General features: G+C 66.6%; 19 protein-coding genes. 13 read left to right on the top strand and 6 right to left on the bottom strand.

Annotated elements, in window-relative coordinates; all coding sequences use genetic code 11:
• Positions 1–162 precede the first annotated feature (162 nt).
• From ACWDRB_RS48105 to ACWDRB_RS48085, 5 genes are all read left to right on the top strand, one after another.
• Positions 163–1,470 (top strand): ABC transporter substrate-binding protein, encoded by a 1,308-nt coding sequence (locus ACWDRB_RS48105; protein ID WP_363982527.1) that lies wholly within the window; start codon positions 163–165, stop codon positions 1,468–1,470.
• 62 nt (positions 1,471–1,532) lie between these two features.
• Complete coding sequence (locus ACWDRB_RS48100; RefSeq protein WP_449905912.1) at positions 1,533–2,495, top strand: carbohydrate ABC transporter permease; 963 nt, start codon at positions 1,533–1,535, stop codon at positions 2,493–2,495.
• Positions 2,492–3,343, top strand: coding sequence for a carbohydrate ABC transporter permease (locus ACWDRB_RS48095; RefSeq protein ID WP_350732893.1), 852 nt, complete (start codon positions 2,492–2,494; stop codon positions 3,341–3,343). The genes ACWDRB_RS48100 and ACWDRB_RS48095 overlap by 4 nt, the downstream gene beginning before the upstream one ends.
• 54 nt (positions 3,344–3,397) lie before the next feature.
• Positions 3,398–4,258: a ketose-bisphosphate aldolase gene (locus tag ACWDRB_RS48090; protein WP_350732891.1), complete on the top strand. Its 861-nt coding sequence runs from the start codon at positions 3,398–3,400 to the stop codon at positions 4,256–4,258.
• A 1-nt stretch (position 4,259) separates the two neighbouring features.
• On the top strand, positions 4,260–5,471 hold the full coding sequence (locus ACWDRB_RS48085; protein ID WP_449905908.1) for an ADP-dependent glucokinase/phosphofructokinase: 1,212 nt from the start codon (positions 4,260–4,262) through the stop codon (positions 5,469–5,471).
• 89 nt (positions 5,472–5,560) lie between these two features.
• On the opposite strand, the gene ACWDRB_RS48080 is transcribed toward ACWDRB_RS48085, so the two are convergent.
• Positions 5,561–5,800, bottom strand: coding sequence for an MEKHLA domain-containing protein (locus tag ACWDRB_RS48080; RefSeq protein WP_449905905.1), 240 nt, complete (start codon positions 5,798–5,800; stop codon positions 5,561–5,563).
• A gap of 36 nt (positions 5,801–5,836) precedes the next feature.
• Here ACWDRB_RS48080 and ACWDRB_RS48075 point away from each other — a divergent pair, with 36 nt between their 5' ends.
• Positions 5,837–6,364, top strand: coding sequence for a CHRD domain-containing protein (locus tag ACWDRB_RS48075; RefSeq protein ID WP_449905902.1), 528 nt, complete (start codon positions 5,837–5,839; stop codon positions 6,362–6,364).
• Here the strand turns inward: ACWDRB_RS48075 and ACWDRB_RS48070 are convergent.
• Positions 6,267–6,734: a VOC family protein gene (locus tag ACWDRB_RS48070; protein ID WP_449905899.1), complete on the bottom strand. Its 468-nt coding sequence runs from the start codon at positions 6,732–6,734 to the stop codon at positions 6,267–6,269. The genes ACWDRB_RS48075 and ACWDRB_RS48070 overlap by 98 nt on opposite strands.
• Positions 6,735–6,991: 257 nt before the next feature.
• On the opposite strand from ACWDRB_RS48070, the gene ACWDRB_RS48065 reads away from it, so the two are divergent.
• Complete coding sequence (locus ACWDRB_RS48065) at positions 6,992–8,242, top strand: MFS transporter (protein WP_449905896.1); 1,251 nt, start codon at positions 6,992–6,994, stop codon at positions 8,240–8,242.
• Between the two features lie 533 nt (positions 8,243–8,775).
• On the opposite strand, the gene ACWDRB_RS48060 is transcribed toward ACWDRB_RS48065, so the two are convergent.
• Positions 8,776–9,174, bottom strand: coding sequence for a hypothetical protein (locus tag ACWDRB_RS48060; protein WP_449905893.1), 399 nt, complete (start codon positions 9,172–9,174; stop codon positions 8,776–8,778).
• Between ACWDRB_RS48060 and ACWDRB_RS48055 the strand changes: the two genes are divergently transcribed.
• Entirely contained in the window at positions 9,152–10,924 is a 1,773-nt protein-coding gene (locus ACWDRB_RS48055) for a right-handed parallel beta-helix repeat-containing protein (protein ID WP_449905892.1), read from the top strand. The genes ACWDRB_RS48060 and ACWDRB_RS48055 overlap by 23 nt on opposite strands.
• A 295-nt stretch (positions 10,925–11,219) precedes the next feature.
• Here ACWDRB_RS48055 and ACWDRB_RS48050 read toward each other — a convergent pair whose 3' ends face one another.
• Positions 11,220–15,308, bottom strand: a complete 4,089-nt coding sequence (locus ACWDRB_RS48050; protein ID WP_449905890.1) for a DddA-like double-stranded DNA deaminase toxin — start codon at positions 15,306–15,308, stop codon at positions 11,220–11,222.
• Positions 15,309–15,397: 89 nt separating this feature from the next.
• Positions 15,398–17,770 (bottom strand): S1 family peptidase, encoded by a 2,373-nt coding sequence (locus tag ACWDRB_RS48045; protein ID WP_449905887.1) that lies wholly within the window; start codon positions 17,768–17,770, stop codon positions 15,398–15,400.
• Between the two features lie 162 nt (positions 17,771–17,932).
• Between ACWDRB_RS48045 and ACWDRB_RS48040 the strand changes: the two genes are divergently transcribed.
• From ACWDRB_RS48040 to ACWDRB_RS48020, 5 genes are all read left to right on the top strand, one after another.
• Positions 17,933–18,322, top strand: coding sequence for an integrase core domain-containing protein (locus ACWDRB_RS48040; RefSeq protein ID WP_449905884.1), 390 nt, complete (start codon positions 17,933–17,935; stop codon positions 18,320–18,322).
• A 144-nt stretch (positions 18,323–18,466) separates the two neighbouring features.
• Positions 18,467–19,015, top strand: coding sequence for an RNA polymerase sigma factor (locus ACWDRB_RS48035; RefSeq protein WP_449905882.1), 549 nt, complete (start codon positions 18,467–18,469; stop codon positions 19,013–19,015).
• Complete coding sequence (locus ACWDRB_RS48030; RefSeq protein WP_449905879.1) at positions 19,012–19,953, top strand: CU044_5270 family protein; 942 nt, start codon at positions 19,012–19,014, stop codon at positions 19,951–19,953. Before ACWDRB_RS48035 ends, ACWDRB_RS48030 begins: the two co-directional genes overlap by 4 nt.
• Positions 19,954–20,444: 491 nt before the next feature.
• Entirely contained in the window at positions 20,445–20,624 is a 180-nt protein-coding gene (locus tag ACWDRB_RS48025) for a hypothetical protein (RefSeq protein WP_449905876.1), read from the top strand.
• A 245-nt stretch (positions 20,625–20,869) separates the two neighbouring features.
• Complete coding sequence (locus ACWDRB_RS48020; RefSeq protein WP_449905873.1) at positions 20,870–21,172, top strand: integrase core domain-containing protein; 303 nt, start codon at positions 20,870–20,872, stop codon at positions 21,170–21,172.
• Between the two features lie 110 nt (positions 21,173–21,282).
• On the opposite strand, the gene ACWDRB_RS48015 is transcribed toward ACWDRB_RS48020, so the two are convergent.
• Positions 21,283–21,521, bottom strand: a 239-nt coding sequence (locus ACWDRB_RS48015; protein WP_449905870.1) for a DUF4097 family beta strand repeat-containing protein, incomplete at its 5' end; no start/stop codon positions are given.

The following is a 21,521-nucleotide window of genomic DNA, read 5'->3' as shown; positions in this document are numbered from 1 at the left end:
CTCAGAGTCTCGTGATCGAGCACGACTCTTCCGCATGAATGCCGGACTGTGCGGTTCCTAGCGGGTTTTTGCGTTACTAGGTCTTGTGGGCTAGCGACACGCGTTGTTAATGTGGCGGAAACCGGCAAAGACCGGTAACACCTGTACAGCAAGGAGGTCGCGATGACCGGAGGCAGCACCCGGTTGCAGGGCCGGACGAGGCGACTACTCGGGGTGATGGCGGTGGCGATGATCGGCGCCACGGCCGTGGGGTGTGGTTCCGGCTCAGGAGCAAGCGCGGGATCGAGCGGCGACGGGACCGTCACTCTGGAGTTTGCGCAGTGGTGGGCGCCGGAGCTGCCGGCGGGATCGTTCGACAAGCTTATGTCGGAATTCACGGCGCAGAACCCGAACATCAAGGTCAAGCTGTTGAGCGGCCCGTACGCGTCCACGAAGCAGCAGTTGGTGGCCGGCGCGGCGTCGAGGACGCTGCCTGACGTCGTCGGCCTCGACGGCGCATGGGTGAGTGACTTCGCCAAGCAGGGCGCCATCGCTGACCTCTCCGCGCTCATGACGACCGCGAAGTACGACTCGAGCCAGCTCGCGAGCCAGATCCAGATCAAGGGGAAGACCTACATGATCCCCGTGGTCAACTTCGTCTACCCCCTGTTCGTCAACAATGATCTGCTCGCGAAGGCGGGGGTCAAGACGCCTCCGAGCACGCGCACGGAGTTCTTGGAGGCGGCCAAGAAGGTCAGCGCGCTCGGCGGCAACGTCAAGGGCTGGGCCCTGCCGCTCGACACCGCCGTTCCCAACGGCGTCCAGAATGACGTGATGTCATGGCTGTGGGCATCGGGCGGCAGCATGCTCACCAAGGACGGGAAGCCCGACCTGACCGGCCCCGGCGTCAAGAGCACCGTCGAATACGTCAAGAGCCTGAACGACGCGGGCGTCATCGCGCCCGGAGCGCTGACCATGAAAGAGCAGGACAAGGTCGAGAAGTTCTCCACCGGCCAGGTCGGCATGGTGATCGATTCCTTGGCGCACATCGGGCTGATCAAGAAGAACAATCCGAAGCTCGACTTCACGGTGGTGCCGATCCCGGCCGAGGACGCCTACACCGGCAAGCGCGGCATCCCGTACGCGTCCTGGGGCATCGGCGTCGCCGAGTCCTCGGAGCACAAGGCCGAGGCGTTCAAACTGGTCCAGTTCTTGATGGACAAGAAGGCGAATGCGCAGCTGAGCACGTTGGCGAACGGCTTCCCCGGCAACAAGACGGCCGAGCCTGACTTCAGCACGAGTGACCCGCTGTTCAAGACGGCCTTCGACATCTACAAGGCGGGCTATCCCGCCAACGAGTTCGTGGGGCTGCCGAAGTCCGAAGACCTCATGCGCAGCTTCGATGAGCAGCTGCAGCTCGCGCTCACCGGCAAGCAAAGTGTCGACGACGCGCTCAACAAGGCGCAACAGGCCTGGGCACCGGTGCTCTGACCTTCCGTACTTCGTGGGCCGCGCCGACCGTGCGGCGCGGCCCCCGAACCAAGGAGACATCGATGGAAACCGCGAAACTCGATCCGGCGGCCTCCCCGGGAGCCGCAAAATCGGCATCGGAATCCTCTGCGGGCCGACGGAGAAGGACGCGGCCTTTCCCCGTGCAGGGTGTCGTCCCGTACGGCTATCTCTCGCCGACGCTGATATTGATCTTTGTACTGATGATCATCCCCATCGCGATGGTGGTCAGCTACTCGTTCAAGGACAACGTGATCGTCGAGCAGAATCCGGTCTTCGCCGGGCTCGCCAACTACGCCACGGTGCTCACCGATCCCGACTTCCTGGCAGCGCTGAAGAACACGTTCATCTTCATCACCGTGAGCACCGTCGCTCACCTCGGCCTGGGGCTGGCCTTCGCGACGATGCTCAACACCCCATTGCTGGGCGGAGTGACGAAAGCCATCTTCCGCATCGTCTACATCCTGCCCTGGCTGTTCACGGTCGCCGTGATCGCGGTCATCTGGCGGCTCATGCTGGACCCGTCCGGGGTGGTCAACTACATCCTGACCACGATCGGCGTGATGCGCGAGGAAGTGACCTGGCTCTCCGAGCCGAACACGGCGCTCTGGGCGTTGACATTCATCAACATCTGGGCCGGCTTCCCCTTCTTCATGATCAGCATCCTCGCCGGGTTGCAGGGAATCTCGCCCGTTCTGTACGAGGCGGCCTCCGTCGACGGCGCAAGCACTTTCCGCCAGTTTCGCAACGTGACGCTTCCACAGCTGAAACCGGTGCTCCTCAGCATGGCCGTGCTCGATCTCATCTGGACCTCCCAGCAGTTCGCCCTCATCTGGATGACCACCGGTGGTGGCCCGCTGAATGCCACCGAGATGCTCAGCACGTACACCTACAAGCAGGCCTTCAGCAGTTACGAGTTCGCCACCGCGTCCGCCGCCGCCGTCATAGTCCTGCTGCTCACGATGATTCTGGCCTTCTTCTACGTTCGCCTGCAAAAGGAGAGGTGATCACCGTGCTCACCCGCAAAAGGCGGCGCCTCGGCGCGAAGATCGCCGTGCTCGCAGGCCTGTGCGTCGGCGCGGCCTTCGCCGGCCTTCCGGTCGTGTGGATGCTGTCGACGTCGTTCAAGACCAACGGGGAAGTCTTCCAGGTTCCGCCGCGGCTGATCACCGAGAACTTCTCGTTCGACGCCTACAAAGTGATCCTGGCCGACGCGACCCAGTTGAGGTTTTTCATCAACAGTTACATCGTCGCGCTGTCGGTGACCGTGCTGACATTGTTCGTGGCGATTCTCGCGGCGTATGGATTCAGCCGCTACAACTTCCCGCTGAAGCGATCCGTCAACGCCGTGATCGTCACCGTCCAGGCTGTGCCGCCAATCACACTCGTCATTCCCTATTTCGGTCTCGTGGTGGCGCTCGGCCTGTACAATACTTATCCGGGGCTCATCCTCACGCATATGGTGTTCACCTTGCCCTATGCGATTATCATGATGACCGCGTACTTCAACACCCTGCCGCGAGAACTGGATGAATCCGTCAAGGTGGACGGGGCGTCGAGCTGGACGGCTCTCTGGCGGATCCTGGTGCCCATTTCGGTGCCCGGGCTGGTCGCCGTCGGCGTCTACACCTTCATGATCTCGTGGAACGAATACCTGTTCGCGCTGACCCTCACGCGTACCGATGACATGCGAACCGTTCCCATCGGCATCCAGCTCCTGATGGGCCAGCACTCCTACGAGTGGAACCAGATGATGGCCATGAGCATCCTGGGGTCCATCCCGGTGCTCGTGTTGTTCCTCCTCTTCCAGCGGCGATTCATCGGCGGCCTCACCTCCGGCGCGGTCAAATCCTGAAACGTCGTCCCCGTCCCGAGTGACAATCAACTGATCAGAAGGAGAAATACAGCAATGCTGACGACCGGCAAGGTGCTCTTGGCTGTCGCGAATGAAAGAAACTTCGCCGTGCCCGCCTTCAACATCAGTGACTACGCCATGTTCAACGGCATCGTGGACATCAGCGAGGAGAAGAACGCGCCGCTTTTCATCGGGATCCACCCCGACGAGGTGCGGCACATCGGAGTGGACGTGATCGCCGCGATGACCCAGCGGGCCCATCGCTCGTCCGTGCCGATCGCGATTCACTGGGACCACGGCGCGACCTATCAGGAGATGCTGACCGCGATCCGGATCGGCTTCACCTCGGTGATGATCGATGCCTCGATGAAGTCGTTCGAGGAGAACATCGCGATCTCCAAGAAGGTCACGGAAACCGCGCACGCGGTCGGCCTGTCGGTCGAGGCGGAGCTGGGGACGATCGGCAAGACCGACAGCGAGGCCGAAGACGGCAGCGACGCGATCATCTACACCGACCCGGCGGACGCCGTGACCTTCGTGCAGGCGACGGGGGTGGACAGCCTCGCCGTGGCCATCGGCACCTATCACGGCCTCTACCCGAAGAACCTGAAGCCGGAGCTGAAGCTCGACCTGCTGAAGGAGATCAAGGACCGGGTCAAGATCCCCCTGGTGCTGCACGGCGGCTCGGGCAATCCCGACGACGAGATCGCGGAGTCGGTCAAGCTCGGCATCAACAAGATCAATATCTCCAGTGACATCAAGGCCGCCTACCACATGAAGATGCGCGAGGTCCTGGCCGATGAGGGCCTGCGTGAGCCGAACTCCATCCAGCCGCCGTGCATCGAGGCGATGAAGGTGGTGGCCGGGCAGAAGATCGACCTCTTCGAAGCGGCCGGCAAGGCATCTCTCTACTGACATGACCAGCCGTGTAGTCCTGGGCTTGGGGGGATGCGTCGACTACGAACTCAAGCTGTCCTCGTCGATCTTGGAGCAACTGGTCGGCGAGTATCAGATCCGCGATGCCGAGCTGACTTCGTCGGTCACCGTGACCAACGAGCGTGAGCTGGTCATCTCGATTCTCACCTACCTCAAAAAGGGCGGAGGAGGCGAGCACTTCGTCGCCTCCTCCGAATGCCTGGACGCATTCGCCGGGCGGTTCCCCAAACGAACGACTCTGGGCGGGACCTCCGTTCGGGCGGCGATGGAGATGAGCCGGCTCGGCGTACCGTCCACCCTGCACCTGGTCAGCCTCAACGACATCGTCCGCCGCCTGCTGCCGGCAAGCTGCGACTACATCTGTAGCGGCGACCAGGACACCCTCTATCCGCACCTGATCGTGCAGTACGACCAGGGCATGCGGGTTCGAGCAGGTGACATCGACATCGACACGCCGTTTCCGAACAGACTGATCTACGTCAACGACCCGGACAACGAGTCCATGCTGCTGAGTGATGAGCTGGGCTCGTTGCTCGGCGACGCACGGGTCTTTCTGATCTCGGGATTCAACGCGATACGGGACCGGCGAACACTCGACCGGCGTCTTTCCGCGCTGCGAAGGCACATGCGACAACTGCCGGCCGAGGCGGTCGTCTACTACGAGGATGCCGGATTCCACGAGCCGGGCCTCAGCCAACGGGTCCGCGACGCGCTTCTGGAAGTCATCGACGTCTACGGGCTGAACGAAGACGAGATGCAGTCGCATCTGGGCTACGCCGTCAACCTGCTCTCCGTGACGGAGGTGGCACGTGCCCTCGAATCGCTGCAGGCCCTGATCCCCGTGGAGACCCTGGTGGTGCACACCAAGTACTGGTCGGCGGCATTCGGCGAAAGAGCCGGCGAGTACGCGGAGCCACTGAACGAGGGCATCGTGATCGCCAGCACCCGCTACTGCCACGGCGATGCGTACACGGACCACCAGTACGAACTCATGCAGAACCGGCCGAGGCGAACGGAGGCGGTGGAGTTCGCCGCGGCTCTGGAACGCCGAATGGGCGAGGTTGTTCGTTGCCTGCCCGGCTTCGAGCTTGACGTCGCCGCGCCCACGACCATCGGGCTCGGCGACGCGTTCGTCGGCGGTTTCCTCGCCGCGGTCTCCCAGGCCGGTTCAAGCGGTCAGAGCATCACGTGAGCTGATCCGCGCCCGCGTCTCCCGGTCGTACGGGCAGGGCGCGGTGAGCACCAGGCCCGCGGCCCCGTAGATCTCCGCCGTGCCGGGCGTCAGGCGTCCGGCGGGCGTCGGAAGGTCGCCGCCTGGCCCACGAGCAGGCCGTCGCCGTCCACCAAGTTCCACATTGTCACGTCCTCGATCCAGAACCGGCCGCCGGACTTGGCGATGCGCTGTCCCCGATAACCGGTCGCGAAGCCGTCCCGACGCACGGCGTCCAGGAGCGCCCGGCGGTCCTCCCGCCGGTCCGGCTCCGCCGAGAGCCGGGAGGGCAGGCCGACGAACTCCGCCAAGCCGTACTCGAATTAACGAAGGTGGGCAGGGGTCGGATGTCGTGGCAGCGCGTGCTTGCGGGCGCGACGGCGGCAGGGGCGGTAGCCGTGGTGTTCGCCGGCTCGGTGATCGCCACCCCCGCGGCCGCCGCGTCCCAGACCATCAGGGCGACCGCGCACGGCCACACGACCAGCTCGCCCAAGTACTACTTCGCCGCCGGGCTCCTCGGCCGGAACGAGGTGCCCGAACGGGGCAAGAAGGTCAACGACTCCAACGGCGCGGCCGTCGCCAAGTTCCGCATCAGCGGCGACCGCTTCTATTTCTTCGTGCAGTGGAGGAACACCGGAAGGCCGACCGCCTTCCACATCCACCGGGGCAAGGCGGGCGTGAACGGCCCCGTCGTCATCGACCTGCTGTCCAACGGCCGCATTCGCGGCAACACCGCTTCCGGCTCCGTTCGCGTCAAGAGCAGCCTGCTCAGGGACATCAAGAACAAGCCCAAGAACTGGTACGCCAACCTGCACACTTCCCAGTTCCCCGATGGCGCGGTCCGTGGCCAGCTCCATAAGGGCGGCCGCTGGTAGACCGATCTCTGCGAGGTGAAGCCCCGTGTGGGCCGGCGTCCTGAGGACTCGGGAAGGCCGGCTCGCACCCACGGGAGATGTGGTCGAGACCGGTGTGGACCTCGTCGAACTCCTCGTCCTGGTTGGCCTCGTGGTGATGCAGCCCGATGGCCAGTCCGGTACGGGGTTCGATGACCAGATTCGCGTATCCGGTCCATTCACGGCCGTAGTGCGGCAGGTCGCCGTCCACCAACGTGGCCTGGAAGACCTTCTGGTACCAGGCGATGCTCGCCTCGAGATCCCGCACGGTCAAGGCGAAGTGGTGCAGCCCGCTGATGGGCGGTGTGGTCGGTTTCCCCTCCTGGAAGCCCCCGGCTGACTGTTCTCGCATGCTTCAGAGCGAAGGTCGGCAGGGCCACTTGACGATGACTGGATACGCGTGCGCGGGAAACGGGGGGCGGTGATCCGCCTCGGACCGGCTCGAGAACGGATCCAGTGATCCTTCACTCTTCATCAAGTGATCCTGCGTAACTTCACGGGAACAGCGCTGATCCGCTATGACGAGGCGCGCGAGGGGCCACGGAGCCTGACCGACCTGTGACATATCGCCGCACGGAACCACCACACTCGCCCGAAAGGAGGCTCCCTTTGCTCAACAGTGCCTATCGAGCGCAGTGCGACGCCGAGGAAGCGCGCCACACGCCGGACTGCGCCACCAGGAACACGAAGCTCACTCTGCTCGCTCTCGCGCTCGGCACCTTCGCCATCGGCACGGGTGAATTCGGCAGCAACGGCATCATCCAGCTCTTCGCCGCGGACATGGGCATCTCGATCCCGCAGGCGACGTACGCCGTGACCGCCTACGCGGTCGGCGTCATGATCGGGTCCCCTGTCATCACGATCGTGGCCGCCCGGCTGAACCGCAAGCAGTTACTCCTGGCACTCATCCTTCTCTTCATCGTCGGGAACCTGCTGTCGGCGCTGTCCGCGAACGTCGGCATGCTGATCGCGGCCCGGTTCATCACCGGCACGGTGCAAGGCGCCTACTTCGGTGCCGGCGCCGTCGTCGCCGCCTACGTCTACGGTCCGGGCAAGGGCGGAAAGGCGTTCGCAACCGTCATGGCCGGCCTGACCATCGCGACGATCGTCGGCTCGCCCCTCGGCACCTTCGTCGGACAGCAGGCCGGCTGGCAGGCGCTGTACGTCGTGGTCGCGGTGATCGGCCTGGCCGCCGGTGCCGCCATTCTCCTCTGGGTGCCCGCCACCTCCGACCTCGACGGCGGGCCCATCGCGCAAGAGCTGGGCGCCCTGCGCCGCCCGATGGTCTGGGTGATCATGGTCGTCGCCGCGCTCGGCATTTCCAGCATCTTCGCCGTCTACACCTTCATCGGTCCCTATGTCACGGACGCGGCACGGGCCGATGAATCGCTGATCCCCGTGGCACTCGCCGTGTTCGGCGTCGGCATGGCGGTGGGTAACCAAGTCGGTGGCCGCCTTGCTGACCGCTATGCGTACCGGGGTCTCGTCCTGGGCTACGGGAGCGTCCTGCTGTTCCTCATCGCGATCGCCGCAACAGGCGAAACGATCTGGCTGCTCATGCCCGCCCTTTTCGGAGTCGGCGCGACCATGATGCTCGCCATCCCGACGATTCAGGTGCTGCTCACCAAGAACGCCCCCGAGGCGCCCACATTGATGGGGGCGCTCAACCTGGCATCGCTCAACCTGGCCAACGCGCTGGGAGCCGTCGGTGGCTCGATCACGCTCGGCGCGGGCCTCGGCACCCTCTCGACGGCATGGGCGGGCCTGGTGCTGACGGTCGCCGGTCTCCTTCTGTTCGCCATCACTGTCCGTCATGCGGTGCCGCCGCGGCGCGTCGAGACGACAGCGGCGGCGGCTTGAACCGCTCGAACGTGATCGTGTGCCGAGATTGGAGGAGTTCGAGAGGCTCGGCCACATTCGCTACGCGGCGACCGAGCTCGACGCGCGCGATGGCGAGTCGCAGTCCGTCACCGTGGTCGGAGGTGCCAACTCACCTGATCCGGCGGCACGACCTATGCCACGGAGTAGTCAGTGTTGGCGTTGCGTACCGAACTCAAGGTGATGCAGCGCACGCTGAGGCATGACGGCGTCGTGCTGACCGCCGACACCTACGTCTCGGTACTGCCGCACCTATATCACGACAGTGTCCGGATGACCGCGCGGCTGGTGCTGAAGGCGGTGCGGGTGATCTCCCGGAAGGTCGGCAAGGCGCGGGCGGGGGTCGGAGTGGTAGGGCGCGCCCGGGGCTCAAACCCGGAACCTACGGATCAAAAGAGTCGACACGCGGGTGTCGGGTCGCCGACTACCTCGAACTCAACGCCTACGCCGTGACCGCACTTCGACGCGTCGTTCACGCCTGACATGCGGATGTGTGCGCCACGGGAGGGGACATCTCAGGGACGGTGATGTCTGTCGCTGTCCCTGATCAGCAGGACGCCGTCATCGGCCCTGCAGTACTCTCTCAGCGTTTGATCTTGAGGGTAGGCGCGAGCGCTGTCTACAGCGGCGACGGCCGGCGGTCGAGTGCGGCCAAGGCTGTTCAAAACCTGGAGGAGAACAGGAATGCGAAGAACCTGGCCAGTGGCGTTGGTGGCCCTAGCCACGGTTGTCATGGGCGGCGCGACGTCGGCGAGTGGCGACGCGGTCGATTCGGCAGCCGATTCGACGACGGCAACGGCAACGGCAGCGGTCTGCGGCAGCTCGTCGCTGAACGGCCCGACCACACCGCCCTCCGGCGCGGTCGTGGTCCCTGCGGGCGACAACAGCGGCGTGAACTTACGCCAGGCGAACACCACGTACTACTTCGAGACCGGCACACACACGCTGGGCACGGACCAGTACGCCCAGATCATGCCCGGCAACGGCGCGACGTTCATCGGCGCGCCCGGCGCGGTACTGGACGGGCAGCGGCTGAACCGGTACGCGTTCACCCAGCAGGCGACCGGCGTCACGATCCGGTACCTGACCATCACCGGATTCGTCGCGCCGCGCGATCAGGGTGTGGTCAACCACGACTCCGGCGACGGCTGGGTCGTGGAGCACAACACGATCCGCAACAACTCCGGCGCGGGGCTGATGGCCGGGGCCACGAACAAGATCCGTGGCAACTGCCTCAAGGACAACGGGCAGTACGGCCTGAACGCGTACAAGGCCGGCAACACCATCACCGGCCTGGTTGTGGCGGACAACGAGTTCACCGGCAACAACACCGACGACTGGGAGCACCAGGAACCTGGGTGCGGATGTACCGGTGGCATGAAGTTCTGGGCGGTGAACGGTGCCGACGTGACCGGCAACTGGATCCACGGCAACCACGGACCGGGGGTCTGGGCGGACACCAACAACAACGACTTCCTCATCGAGGACAACCTCATCGAGGACAACGAGTCGCTCGCGATCTTCTACGAGATCAGTTACAACGTCGTGATCCGGAACAACACCATCCGCCGCAACGCCTGGGCCTCCGGCGCCGAGCGGGCAGCGAAGGGCGACCCGTTCCCCGAAGCGGCGATCTACCTGTCCGAGGCGGATGGTGAGCCCCGCGTGCCAGCGCGGACCAGCAAGATCGAGATCACCGGCAACCGGCTCGAGAACAACTGGGGCGGGATCACCGCATGGGCGAACGCCGACCGGTTCTGCAACAGCCCGGCCTCGACGACCGGCGACTGCACGCTGATCGTCGGACCGACCAACACCTCACAGTGCTCGGCTCCTGCCATCGCCAGTGAGCCGCTCTACACCAACTGCCGCTGGTGGACGAAGAACGTCGACATCCACCACAACACGTTCGCCTTCGACCCCAGCGCCGTCAACGGCGGCTGCCCGACGCAGTACTGCGGGCACATGGCCCTGCTGTCCAACTGGGGTACGTACCCGGACTGGTCCCCGTACAAGGGCGCCGTGATCCAGCAGTCGATCGTCCACGACTCGCACAACTCCTGGCACGACAACACCTACACAGGACCGTGGCAGTTCAGGGTCACCGACATGGGCAATCGCATCGTGCCCGGGCTGTGGGTCGGCCCCCAGTACGGCCAGGACGCCGGTAGCACGTTCGACGGTGGCACGCCCGTCCCGCCGGCGATCGCCGAGCAGGACTTCGAGTCCGGCTCGACGGTCGCGCCCTACGCCCCGTGGTACGGGGCCAGCCTGGCGCACCAGACCGGCGGCGCGCATGGTGGCACAGGCTCGCTGCAGATGACCAGCGCCCAGGCGTCCGGCAGCGCGGTGGCGCTTGACAACTTCCCCGGATACAGCGGTGTGGTCGCCGGTACGAGCTACCAGGTGTCGCTGTGGTACCGGGAGGCCGTGGCGACCATGCCTGCCGTCACGTGGAATGTGCGGTGGCGCGACGAGTCCGGCACGGTGCTGCGTACCGACGCCATCTCCCTGGCCCAGAAGACCGCCTGGACCGAAGCAGCCGGCACGTTCACGGCGCCCGCAGGCGCGACCCGCGTCGACTGGACCTTTGTCTGGAACGCGAGCACCGCCGGACCCGCGTTCCAGATCGATGACGTGGCAATCCGTCCCGGGAAGCTTTAGCAAAGGACCTGAAGAACATGAGCCCGGTGACGGCGCTCCGCCCGCCTTCCTGGGAAAGAGCGGCTGTAACACGGAACCCCGTGTTGCAGCCGCTCTGATGGGAGCATCAACCCCCGAGAAGGCGCGCGAAGCACCCGTTCCGAAGGCCGGCGCTACGAGCGGGTTCTGGCACCGGACAGGCGCCGTCGATCTGCTCGTGGAGGATGCCGGCATGGCCGGGACCGACCTTCGCACGGGCCACCGGCCTCGACGACCGCGCGTTGACCCGCTACCGGGTCAACGCGCGGCGACGGGTTCAGTCCAGCCAGCGGCCGACGCCACGCACGGTGACCTCAAGCAGTTCTGCCGGATTCGCCGGATCAGGGTAGTAGATGATCATGGTCGTGCCGGCCGGAAGCAACATCTTGATGGCTTGGACGCACCCGGCCACGACCTGTCGCTGCTGGTCGGGCGCGGTGCCGTTGATCGGCACCGCGTCACAGACACCGCCACGGTTGTTCATGACCAGCCGGAGCGTGTTCTCGCGTAGCTTCACCTCCCGCGTGGCGACGCGATAGGCGAGCTGTGTCTCGAGGTGCCATGCCGGGGGCGCCATGGGCAGCCCGAACTCCTGCCTGTACAGCAGGCCGAGACGGTCTTCGAGGGCCGCCAGGTCGTCGTGCAGCCCGCTTTCGACCGTATAGTTCGCCCATTTCTCGAGATCATCGATCTGTGGCAGGCTCGCGATCGGCAGTCCGCTCGCATCGAGCACCCGCCCGGACTCGTCGACGATATAGCCCTGGTTGTTCAGCAGCTTGATCGACTCGCTCACGTTCCTGAGCTGTTGCGCGGTAGCCGCGTACGGGCACTGCCCGCCGTCCTGAACGCATCCGATCGGAAGGATGCGCAGGAGTGATGTCGCCAGGTCGGACTCGTGAATCGCCGAGAGAATGGTCCGGTCCGACAGGTGCTCGCGCAGGTACATCGTTCCCCATTCCGAGTTGTACTCGGCGAACCGCAGCTCCTCCGGGACGAGCGACTCCACGAAGGTGCCCTTCCACTGGCTCGAATACTTGTCCCAGTCGGGATCTTCGGACAGGTCCAGGGCGCCGGTGATGCAGTCCGAGAACTTCTTCCCCCCGGTCACGACGCCTCCCTTGACGGCGTTCTTGCACTTGTTCGCCAACGACCATTGGGAGGCGCCGTTGAGCAGGTCCAGTCCGGTCAGGGCCATGTACTCCTCGGCGAGGCGATGGGTTTCGGTCTCCCGGTCGGAGATCCCCCTTGCCGCGAAGGTGAAGAGCGGGCTCAGGACGACGGACATGCAGGCGTCCAGGGCCTTGCCGACGAACTGGTTCCTGCAGTGCTGGATCCGTTCCTGGGCGTAGCCGTCCGGGTCGTGGAGTGGCCCCTTGGGATCGTTGAGAATCTTTTCGACGTAGGCATTGCAGTCGTTGTATCCGGGCAGGCCGTCCTCGGGCCCCCACTTGCAGTGTCCGTACCACTCGGCCTTGAGTTCGCTCAGCCGGGCCTTGGCCTCTTCCCGATAGTCTTCGAAGACCTCGGCAGCGATGCGGGCCGCTTCTGACGCGCTCTGGCCGGCCAGGATCTGCGCCTTGTACGCGGTGTCGTAGGCGGCGAAGGCGCTTGCCGCGTCCTTTGCCGCCGAAGCAGCCGAGGCGCGTGCCCAGCGGGCCGAGAGGGACGCCTTCCCGGCCGACTGCTGGGCCTGCTTGGTCGCGGCGGCCGCGGTGCGAACGGCCTGCGCGGCTCGTTCGGCGGACGTGGCGGCGTCGCGGGCTTGGGCGACGGCCTCGGTTGCGTACGTCCGCGCCTGGTCGGCGGCTTTGCCGGCGTCGTCCGCGTAACCGATGGCCTCCTCCGCCGCACCGCGGGCCTCTGCCGCCGCGGCCTGCGCGGTGCGCGCGAACTCGACGGCGCGCTCCGCGATCTGCGAGGTCTCGATCATCAAGGAGGTGGCGATGTAGTTGTGTGTGGCCGTGGCGTAGTCGCGTTCGGCCGCACGGTGCCGATCCACCTCCAGGAACTCGACCTGCATCGCCGTCGTGCCGGCGAGCGCGATCTGGGCGCCGTTCCGCACCTCGGTGCCGTAGGAGTCATCCCCGGCGATCGCGCCGACCCTCGACCGGATGTCGATCGTGTACGTGGTGTTGTGCGTCACTTCCAGGAACTTCTCGAGCGCGTCCGGATCGTCCGAGCGCAGGGCGGTGTTCGCCGCTTTCTCGGTCTCGGCGTTGCCGGCGCTGCGGGCGTCGGCGAGGATCCGCCCGACCTGCTCCCGCTGTTCGGCGGCTCGCTCGGGGTAGTCCGGTTCGTTGAGGAACGCGATGACGCCGGGCCACCCGCCATCGAGAGTGTGCTGGGCAGCGGCTCTCATGGCCGGGGTGCCGGTGACCATGAGACCGGTCAGCGTTGTGCGGTCGTCCTGCTCCTCGGCGGCTGCGAGCCCGCTCCTGACGAACTGGAGGACGAGGACGTCATCGTCCTCGCCGAGCGCGGACATGGCCGCCGAACTGGTCCACGTACCGGGCACGGTCGCGAAGTATCGGGCCACTTCCCGCGCCTTGCCGACCGCCAGTGCGGGATCGGTCCGCGTGTCGGCGGCCTCGGCGATCAGCGCATCGATCTGCGGAGTGTGATAGCGGCCCATCGGCACTCCGAAGCCGCGAGCGTCCTGCAACTTGGCCTTGGCGGCTTCCGCACTGATGTGCCGGGCGAAGGACAACTCGAGCTCGAGCTCGTTCTTGAGCCGTTCGGCGTCTGCCTCGCGCGCCGACTTGTAGACGGCTTGGGCGGTCTCGGCCGCCTGCAACGCGTCCTCCGCCGCACGGTAGGCATTGTTCGCGTGCTGCGTCGCCAGCTCGGCCGCGTTGACGGCGCTGCCCGCATGCTGGGCCGCGCTCGCCGCGGCGCTCGCCGCCGCCTCCGCATAGGACACCGCTCGCGTCGCGGCATCTCGCGCCTTGCCGGCCGCGTCCTGGGCGATGTCCGCTTGACGCACCGTTTCCGCGGTGGCGCGCTTCGCCCGTTCCGCGCTTGCTCCCGCCCGCGCGGCCGCGGCGAACGCGGCCCGTGCCTCGGCGCTGGCTGCCCCCGCATAACGGCCGGCGGCCTCGGCCGCGCGTCCGGCGGCCTCGGTGTTCGCCCGCGCCGAATCGGCGGCGGCGACCGCGGCATATGCCTGCTGCGTCACGGCGGTGATCTGGTTGATGGGCGAGATCCAGGCGGAGATCTGTGGACCGATCTGCTGCATGACGCGGTTGTGCATCTCCGCCGTGGCGGCGGCGGCCGCGTTCAGCTCCGCCGCTGACGCGGCCGCCCACGCCTCGTCGGACTTCGTGTGCGCCCGCGCCGCCGCGGTCGCCGCGCGTCCGGCGGCTCCGGCGGCCGCGCGCGCGGCGTCCGCCGCCGCCCGCGCGGCTTGTACGGCGACGCTGGATGCCACCGCGGCGCGGTCGGCCGCCTCAGCCGCACGCTGGGCCTGACGCTTGGCCTCCGCCGACTCCTGTCCAGCCAGCGAGGCGAGGCGTTGTGCCTCCAGCGCGTCGTTCTTGGCCGCCAGGGACTCGGCCTTCGCGCGCTCCGCCTGCGCGACTGCGGAGATCGTCTCGAATGCCGCACGGCGAGTCGCCTCTGTGGCGCTCGCCCGGAGATCGCCCAAGGTCTGGTTCTCGTTGTCCCGGGCCTGGGCCACCCCCCAGTCGATCTGGATGAATCGTTCCTGCATCTCCAGGCTGCCGTCCTGGAGCGCCCGGTTCGCCGCGGCCTGCACCTCCGGGCCGCCGTCGGCCATCGCACGATTGACGATCGCCCGCAGGTCCAGCCTGTACGGCAGCCGCCATCCCGACTCGATGAACTGCCCCAAGGCCGTACGCGACCCGTTGCGCAGCACCGCGTTCGCGGCAGCCTTGACCTCCGGTCCACCGGCCGCCTTCATCTCGTTCACGCTGGCGCGCAGGTCGATCTCCCGAGCGGTCTCCCAGCCGCCGTCGAGAAACGCCACCACGGCACCGGAGTTGTCCGAGACCAGGGCGGCGTTGGCAGCGGCGGACACCTCGGCGCCTCCGTGGGCCTTGATGCGGCCAACCTGCTCACGATCGTCCTGCGTCGCGAGCCGGGGAAGCTGCGCGAGGAAGGCGCAGATCTCCGCCTGCCCTCCGAGCAGCGCATCCTCCGCGGCCGGACGGACGTTCACACCGCCCGTGACCCAGGCCTCCAGGACCACCTGGCGTTCGCATGCCGGCGCGCGAGGTGGGTCCGCCTCCGCCGCCGCGGCCCGTGCCTCGACGATCGGGCTGCTCACGAGAAGCAGCGAGAGCACGGCGCCGACAACACTCGTCGTCTGCCATAAAGCCCTGCCGCGCCACGCGCGAATCGCCTTCATCGCAGTCTCTCCACCTGTCCTGTCGATGCTTCCAAAGGAATGGGCTGGACGGCCGACCGGCTGTCACATGCCGGTCGGCCGTTCCGTTCTCAGCTGACGACCCGCAGTTCCAGGAGGGTCTCTCGGCAGTTGTCCGGATAATCCGGGTGGTTCTCGTCACAGGTGGTGTCCGTACGTCCGAACTGCTCACTCTCGTCCCGCTCGACGCGCTTGGTGCGCTCCGCGCCGGACGTCACGTTCACAACGGTCGCGTCCACGTCATGGCCGGCTCCCGGTGAGCGGCTGTCCCCCTGGACCTCGTAGACGTTCGGGATCCGGAGCTTCACGTATCCCGCGGGTCCGATGACCTTGAAGCACACCGCCGTCACGCCGAGGTGCGGCTCGCCGACCTCGGTCTGGCCGTTCAACAGGCCCGGGAACACCTTGATCACGCCGACCCCGTTCTCCGGGGACGCGGTGCACGAGACCCAGATGATCCCGCCGTTCCCGGAGATCAGCTGGAAGTTCTTCGCCTCGGCCTCGTCCGTACCCCAGTCGTCCTGACCGGACGTACCTGCGAACTCGTGATGGAAGTCCACGGGATAGGCGAAGTTCTCCACGATGGAGTCCGGGCGGATGACGGGCCACACGGTTTCCAGGATCGGCCGCCCAGGCGGATAGGCCCGGCCCACGACCCACGCGATCCCGTCCATCGGCCGGTAGAGGAGCAGATGGCTCTGCCCGCCCGACCCCTGGAAATCGAAGGCGATGATCCGGTCCCTCGTGCTCTTCAGGTCATAGCCACCGATGCCGGTCGAGCTGTGGAACACCGCTCTGAACGTGTTGCCCGCGCCGTGTTGGAGGACCCAGGCCGTCTCCGAGCCCGGACGGTAGAGCAGCAGATGATCCAGCTTCCCCGAATTCTCGTAATCGAAGGCGATGATCTGATCCGCCGTGCCCTTCAGGTCGTAACCACCGATCCCGCCGGCGGCTGAGGAGTAGACCGGCGCGTAGGTGCCGTCCGCGCCTCGCTTGAGGATGGAGACCATCCCGGCCCCCGGCCGGTACAACACCAGATGATCCAGCTTCCCCGAACCCTCGTAATCGAAGGCGGTGATCCGGTCCGCCGTGTTGAGCAGGTCATAGCCACCGATGCCGGCCGAGCTGTGGAACACCGCTCTGAACGTGTTGCCCGCGCCGTGCTCGAGGATCCAGGCCGTGTGCCCGCCCGGACGGTAGAGCAGCAGATGATCGAGCTTCCCCGAGCCGTCGTAATCGAAGGCGATGATCTGATCCGCCGCGCTCTTCAGGTCATAGCCGCCGATCCCACCGTCGGCCGAGGAGTAGACCGGCGTGAACGTGGCACCACTGCCGTGCTTGAGAATGTGCACCATTCCGGTCGCCGGCCGGTACAACACCAGATGATCGAGCTTCCCGGAGCCGTCGTAATCGAAGGCGGTGATCCGGTCCGCCGGGTTCTTCAGGTCATAGCCGCCGATCCCACCGTCGGCCGAGGAGTAGACCGGAGCGTAGGTGCCGTCCGCGCCCCGCTTGAGGATGGAGACCATCCCAGCTCCCGGCCGGTACATCAGCAGGTGATCCAGCTTCCCCGAATGTGCATAGTCGAACGCCACCACCTGGTCGCGGGCGTCCTTCAGGTCATAGCCGCCGAGCCCGGTCGAACTGGGGCCGTACGTCCGGAAGGTGGCGGTGGGCTCGGCCGCGACCAGGCTGATCCAGCTCGCCAGGTCGTCCACCCGCACCGCGTCGGCGCCGCGCGGCCCGTCGCCGGCCGCACCGAGGCAGCCCCCCTGCCCCGCGCCGATGCTGAGCCCGACGAGCTCCGGACGGCTCCCGCCCGTACGGAACACCGGGGCACCCGCGTCGCCCTGACAGGCGCTCGCCTCGCCGCCGCTCGCTCCGGTCCAGCCGAACGAGCCGGCGGCCACGGCCCCGGCGGTGACCGGCGCGGCATGCAGCCGGTTGGGCGCCCACTCCTCAGCGGTCCGGCCATAGCCGGCGACCTGTAGCGCGTCCCCCGCGGCGGGAACGGTGGAGCTGACCGCGACGGGTGTCACGTCGAGTACCCGCAACGACAGCCGGACCAGCACGACATCCCGGTCATGGTGCGGGTGGATCCACTCCACGGGTAGCACCCGCCCGCCCGAGCCGAACAGGTCCGTCCTGCCGACCGTCACCGTCGTCGCCTCCGTCGGCGCCCCGCTCTTGACGGGCTGCCCCTCAGCGGCGAAACAACTGGTGGCCGTGATGACCCACTGCGGGCTGACCAGGGCTCCCGTGCATGCGTGCTTCTCACCGACGTTCACCTTCGCCACGAAACCCCACGTACCGTCGGCGACCGGGCTCCCGCCCCGCACCGCATACGCCGGCGTCGCCCCCGCCCAGAGCACCGCCGAGGAGATGGCCATCAAGAACGAGAGGGCTGTGATGTGTAATAACCGGATCATTCGCTGGAGGTTCACGGCACGATTGTGAGATTCGCGATCTCTGCGAACCAGGGCATCTACCGGACATAAAGCGGCCATTTGCCCAGCGGAGAGCTCCTTTGCACTCGTCATGTGCGCCTCTGTGTCACTGCGCATCCCACGGGAGAATGGGTCACCCAGCTCGGCTGCAATCTCGCCATGGACCTGCAGGACGCGGGCACTTCAGCGAAGTTCCTCATCCGTGACCGAGATGCCAAGTTCGCCACGGTGTTCGACGAGGTCTTCGCCGCCGAGGGCATGAGGGTGGTGAAGACACCACCGCGCATGCCGCGGGCCAACTGTTATGCCGAGCGGTGGGTGCGCACCGTACGGGCCGAGTGTGCCGACCGCATGCTGATCTACAACGAACGACGCCTACGGTCGGTGCCGGCCGAGTATGCCGATCACTACAACGGTCACCGGCAGCAACGTCTCCCGGACATCGCAGCGCAGCCCTCCCAAGACGTGACCGAACTCAGCGACCAGCGATCCATCCGCCGAAAACCCGTCGTTGCAGGCGTGATCAGCGAATACCGCCACGCCGCTTAACCGCAGCTCAGGTCACGTAACTCAATATTCGAGCGCTACACGCTGAAACTTTTTTAAGTTGGCGCGTAATGATGGGCTCGCTCGACACATAGGAGGCATGTCTGTATTTCGTGCTGACAAAGGAATCGCTCATGGGAACCGCCCGTGCCTGACGAACGGCTGGCCAGATTCGAGGCCGTCTACCGGGAGACATATGGCCAGATCACAGCGTATGCCGTGCGCCGCTGCGACTCGCCGCAGGATGCTGCGGACGTGGTGGCGGAGACCTTCACGATCGCCTGGCGGCGGATGGACGATCTGCCGTCAGGAGAAGAGGCCACGTTATGGCTCTACGGTGTGGCACGCAACGTGCTGGCCAACCACCACCGTAGCGAGAGTCGCCGCAAGGCCCGCAGTGCCGAGCTCGATGTGAAGATGGCCGACCGTTACGCCGATTCTCCCGATAGCAGGCTCGAACGGGAAGCGATCGCCCAGATATTTCGGGCCCTGCCCGACGACGACCGGGAATTGCTGGCGCTGGTCGCCTGGGAGGGCCTCGACCACAAGGACATCGCCACGGCGCTGGGCCTGTCGCGCAACGTCGTACGCGTCAGGCTCCACCGCGCTCGCCGGCGCTTTTCCCGCGCGCTGACCGATGCGGGCATCCGTTCAACCCCGGAAAGCCGGCTTGCGCCGGCGGAGAGGTCGCTGTGAAGAACACCGACGAGATCGACGCCATGACGAGGGCGCTGGCCCGGGTCGCGCCCGAACAGCCGGGAGGTCACCCTTCCGACGCGGAGGCACAAACGCTGTTCACCTTGATCACAGCTGAGGACCCCGCCACAGCCGCTCCCCAAACGCGTCCTGCCAGTCTCCAGGGTATCCGGCGCCTGCCGTGGCGGGCGGGTGCCGTCGGGCGCAGCGGTCGGCTCCTGCCGGTGCTGGGCATGGTGGTCGCCGTCGCAGTGGCCGTCGCCGTGATCGTTACCAGCCTGGTTCCGCCCGCCGCCGCACCGGTCTCGGGCAGGGACGTCCTGCTCATGGCCGCGGCCAGCGCCGAGCACATCCCCCAGGGCACGGGGACCTATTGGCACATCACGCGTACGTGGCAGGGCCCGGACGCGCCCCAGATACAGGAGAACTGGACCACCCGCGACGGCCACCGCTGGTCCAGGAACGAGCCGTACGCCACTCCCGGCGCCGTCGTCGAGGACCCGGCCCCGTTCACGCTCATGGGCGCCGAGATCGGTTTCGAGGAGCTCGAAGGGCTCCCGGCGGATCCGGAGAAGCTGAAGGAGCGCATCGCCGGGCTACCCCGCCATGACAGCGCCATGCTCCCCGCCGACCGGCAAGGCGAGCTCGTCTCCCCGCTGATCACCCTGATCACGGAGCTGCCGACGCCCGCACAGGTCCGTTCGGCGGCGTTCGAGGCCCTCGCCGCGACGCCGGGGGTCAAGAACGCGGGGCCGGTCGAGGGCGGGCAGGAACTGCTGATCCCGCTCTCCGGGAGCCTGGAGATCAGGATGGTCGTCGACCCCGAGGCCGCCCGGGTGGCGCGTGCCAACATCTTGCTGACCGCCGAAGGGGGTTCGGCGATGAGCAACTCGTATATCTCGGTGACCACCGAGTGGACGGACGAGCTCCCGCGGTGAAAACCCCGCTGCCGCCTACATGACGACGATCACCAGTATCACCATGGTGTCGTGCCTCGCGTGTGCATGGGCGGCCGCCGGAGTCGGCCATCGCCATTCGGTCAGGTTGTGGTCAGGCTGGAATCCCACAGCGGTGAACCGAGCAACCAGCCATGATCAACAACGAGCCCGGAGGCTGGCGAGGATCGAGAAACCCCAGGTGGAACGCGGTATTGATGAGTCGAGCATCCGCCCGCGCTTCCGGTCGTCGAGCTGCTCGCCGGTCTTGGACAGCTCGCCGCCGAACCGGTCGCTTCCGAGTCCGACGCCGAGGGTGAGACGGCCGTCGCTCAGCTGATCCAGTGTCGAGCCCGTAGCCGTCGTGAACGTCTGCGGGTGCGAGGGCCTGTCCGCTTGTGGCCACCTGGCCCTTCCGGGGTGGACGGGCGGGGATGTAGCACTGATGCTGGTGGACAGTACTGTCGTGATCATCGGCCGACTGGGAGAGCCGTATGAAGACCCGTACCTGGACTCACCGTGCCGCCGCTTCGGCCGTCGGCATGGCCGCCGTGCTGGTGCTGGGTATCACTCCTGCGCATGCGGATACCGTGATCCGCAAGCCGCAACAACCATCACCGCCAGGGGCCATGGTGCTGGCCGACGGCGAATCGGGTGCCAAGCGCCCGGTGTGACGCGCGGCGGTCCATTGTCCCCCTGCTGCCCAAGCCACAGCGTCTCCGGAGCAACCCGCCCCAGGGCACACATTGAGTACGAGGTACTCAGGCCATGCCGGCCCTGCGCCCGCACGCTGGTCACATGAAGTCACACATTCTTCGCGCGGCAGCCGTCATCGCTCCCCTCCTCGCCCTCGGCGCGACCACCGCCACTCCGGCCGGCCGGGCTGCCGGTGTGACTGCGTTCGCTGGTCCTACGGCAGTTGCGGGCTGTCGGCCGGGGATGTGAGTCGCCACCTCGCGCTCCGCGGGCCAACACGTTCGCCGAACGCTGGATCGGCGGCCTGCGCCGAGAACTCCTCGATCGGATCCTCATCGTCAACGCCCGCCATTTGCGGCGCGTGCCGGCGACCTACGAGGCCCACTTCAATGAGCATCGCCCGCATCGCTCCCTGAGCCAGGCCGCTCCGCTGCGAGCCCTTCCCGATCCTGTTGAGGGCGACAGCAAGGTCATCCGACGTGATCGTCTCGGTGGACTGATCCACGAATACGTGCAGGTCGCATAGGGTAGCCGAGTTCTTGGCACCCACACCTGGAGCGGCCCCGGTCCGCGTGGATGGACCGGGGCTGTTCGTCGTCGGCGGGCTTGGTCTGCCTCTCCTTGGGAGGCTGCGGGTCACAGGCTGCGGGCGGTGATGTCGCCGTTGGAGGTGGTGGCGTGGATGTCGAGTTCGGCGGTCCCGTCGTTCTTGAGGGCGTTGGTGATACGGCCGTAGGTGGTGCCGGCATCCAGCGCGGCCGAGACGCCGGCGGCGGCGGCGATCGCGATGTCGCCGGACTGGGTGCGGAGCACGACCTTGCCGCCGGTGGCCTCGGTGATGCGGATGTCGCCCCGTGCGGTGCTGATCTCCGCGG

This window comes from Nonomuraea sp. NPDC003707 (genome assembly GCF_053587055.1).
Note: the sequence above shows the minus strand (reverse complement) of the source record. Positions and strands in the feature narration are given on the sequence as shown.